Source organism: Arachidicoccus rhizosphaerae (assembly GCF_900107765.1).
Classification (GTDB): domain Bacteria; phylum Bacteroidota; class Bacteroidia; order Chitinophagales; family Chitinophagaceae; genus Arachidicoccus; species Arachidicoccus rhizosphaerae.
This window is the reverse complement of sequence record NZ_FNQY01000049.1, coordinates 1-2,350: the sequence shown is the minus strand read 5'-3', so window position 1 is coordinate 2,350 and position 2,350 is coordinate 1. Positions and strand designations below refer to the sequence as shown.

At 37.7% G+C, this 2,350-nt stretch carries 5 protein-coding genes; all 5 read right to left on the bottom strand.

Going from position 1 to position 2,350, the window contains the following annotated elements:
* Positions 1–295, bottom strand: a 295-nt coding sequence (locus BLU80_RS19315; protein WP_211481926.1) for a hypothetical protein, incomplete at its 3' end; no start/stop codon positions are given.
* Between the two features lie 167 nt (positions 296–462).
* Positions 463–759, bottom strand: coding sequence for a hypothetical protein (locus BLU80_RS19310; RefSeq protein WP_091401610.1), 297 nt, complete (start codon positions 757–759; stop codon positions 463–465).
* 362 nt (positions 760–1,121) lie between these two features.
* Entirely contained in the window at positions 1,122–1,382 is a 261-nt protein-coding gene (locus BLU80_RS19300; protein ID WP_091401604.1) for a hypothetical protein, read from the bottom strand.
* 296 nt (positions 1,383–1,678) lie between these two features.
* Positions 1,679–1,936, bottom strand: coding sequence for a hypothetical protein (locus tag BLU80_RS19295; RefSeq protein ID WP_139188226.1), 258 nt, complete (start codon positions 1,934–1,936; stop codon positions 1,679–1,681).
* Between the two features lie 87 nt (positions 1,937–2,023).
* Positions 2,024–2,350, bottom strand: a 327-nt coding sequence (locus BLU80_RS19625; RefSeq protein WP_170831305.1) for a hypothetical protein, incomplete at its 5' end; no start/stop codon positions are given.

Sequence of the window (2,350 nt, the reverse complement as noted above, 5' to 3'; positions counted from 1 at the left end):
GAGGCCTAATCCTGCCTTCTTGAGTGCCAAAGAACTGAAGCGTATCATTTTGATAAACGGCAGCACCCAGATAAGTGGTAACAGTGGTTACCACACCATCTACGGTTTTCTTCTGCAACTTATTACCAGATGCGTCGTAAATATAAATAACAGTACCCTTACCCGTTACCGTAATACGCTCAGGTAAATTTAGATAATTGTAGACAATCCCGGAAATATTTTTATTGGCATCGCTGCTCGTATTTAGATTATCCCTTTCGACAAAGTCATTGAATTCTACGAAGGTCTGCAACAACTCGAACGAGATAAATTTGAACAACTAAAAAATGGGAGTGATGTTTGACGAGGTAAAAATGTTTTAGGCAATTCTGGGGGTAGTTTTGGTATTGGTCACCCGCTGGCGGCCAACATCAAAACTACCCTCAGAAGAAACTCAGCACTGACACACTTTAAAAAATACCCTCAAATCGGGCTTTGCTCTTGTAATTTCTCTTTTGTTTCGATTATTTTTTGCTTTAATTCTTCTGCAGTAACAAATCCTGCCCACAATTTAAAGTCTTCTTCATATTCTGAAAACCGTTGTGATACATCACTTAAATCCGAAAAGGCTTTATGTTCAATATCTGTAAGACCTTCATAATACATTTCGTTAACAAGGGTCTCGTGAAAATCATCACAAAATGTATTTTCATTTATTTTACATGACAAATATTGGTCAATAAGCCAATACAGCCTTCTCTTATCACTCTTATCGTACATATTGATTAGGGTTTTATAGGACTATATTGAAAATGCCAAATAGTGTTTGTTTCCTTATCGTAAAGAACATCTAATCTGTAAGGCTTTCCGTTTCTAAGAATTTCGACACTATACATTAGAGCCCGTGAGCCTTCAGGGTCTGCGACCCCCTTTAGAACCCTTGATTGCTTGCTCTAATATTTGAACTGGTACGGCTCTACCTGGCTCTGCCATATGCCTGCCCGCACTTCCGCCAAAATTAAATAATTCTTTTCCCCCCTTAGCGGCAACTGCTTCCCTTGCACCCAAAAAATCACGATTTGTGGCATTTGTATTTGCCACAAAAAACAACATCAATGATATGATGTATAGCTACTTTTTCATTATTCTACATAAAATAAATCTATTAGTTCTTCTAATATTTTACCCTCTGAAGTCAACTCATAATTTATACCAAATCCCTTTCTTTGCAACTCATCACTTGCCCAATCACGGATTTCATCAGCCATTTCTTCATCAATTTCTATAAGAACAAATTGATTTTCTTTACTGATTTCTTTCAACTTTAATTTTAATACTTCTTGTTTTTCAGAAAGACTATAGCTCAGATAGTCAAACTGATTTTTATTTAATTTAACTATCATTGCCCTAATTGTTTTAAAAGTTTCGCTGCTTTACTTGAAGAGGTTGGATTAACAGATATTATTTTTCCTGTCTGGGGATTGACAACAACTTCTCCAAATCGACCAATAAACCTTTGGCTTTGGCGACCTAATTGGTCTGTAACAACATTTCCTGTTTTTAAAGGGCTTTTTATCGCATCTAAAATGGCATTGGGCTTAACACCCCTTTCTATTGCCCTATCTAAACCGTGTTTAGCAAACCCCGTGATTTCTATACCATTTGCGGTCCTAATGCCTGTCTTAGCGGCAATTGTTATTTATGCCATATCCCTTAAGGATTGAATGGTTTCCTTGCTATCACAATTTTCTTTTAATCTTTCATCAATAGTTTTTATATAGGCTTCCGAGGCAAGTCCTTTTTTAATAAGGCTAATGTCTTGAATAAGACTTTCTATTAATGACCAACGCTTATAGTCCATAATAGCTTTTTCTTCCGGAGTAGCACAACGGACAAACCCTTCGCCGTCCCCATTATAAGATTTATATATCTCAATATGCTTTAAAGTAATCATCATTAATTTATGGAACTGTGTGATAAATAATATTAACTCCGTTTTGCTTAAGAATTGGGTATTCAAAGGTTCCCCAAACACTTTTAACTTTTATACCGCCTGCATTTTGAAAAACATGTACTGTGCCATTTGCGTGGATAACCTTTGCCACATTGGGCCTTTTTCAGCCCATGACATACCTTGAGTTAGATTGGAGAGGTTTTTACCGGCATTAGTCATTTCCAAAGTAGTCATACCATTATTAGTTGCAAATTCCCGTGCTGCAGCTTCGACAGCTTCGTTACCGCCACCTGACCAAAATACGCGTCCTCCCCCCTTAGCTGCGTCCTCAGCAGTAACCACCCCTACCTTGACAACTCGTTCTCCTTTAGCAGCCTCCGGCCCGAAAGGCAAAAACATTAGAGCTGTTCCTGCGAT

Bases quoted from the DNA above. Each gene is read 5' to 3' on its own strand.
- BLU80_RS19310 (WP_091401610.1), bottom strand. From the start codon at position 759: ATGTACGATAAGAGTGATAAGAGAAGGCTGTATTGGCTTATTGACCAA.
- BLU80_RS19300 (WP_091401604.1), bottom strand. From the start codon at position 1,382: ATGATAGTTAAATTAAATAAAAATCAGTTTGACTATCTGAGCTATAGT.
- BLU80_RS19295 (WP_139188226.1), bottom strand. From the start codon at position 1,936: ATGATGATTACTTTAAAGCATATTGAGATATATAAATCTTATAATGGG.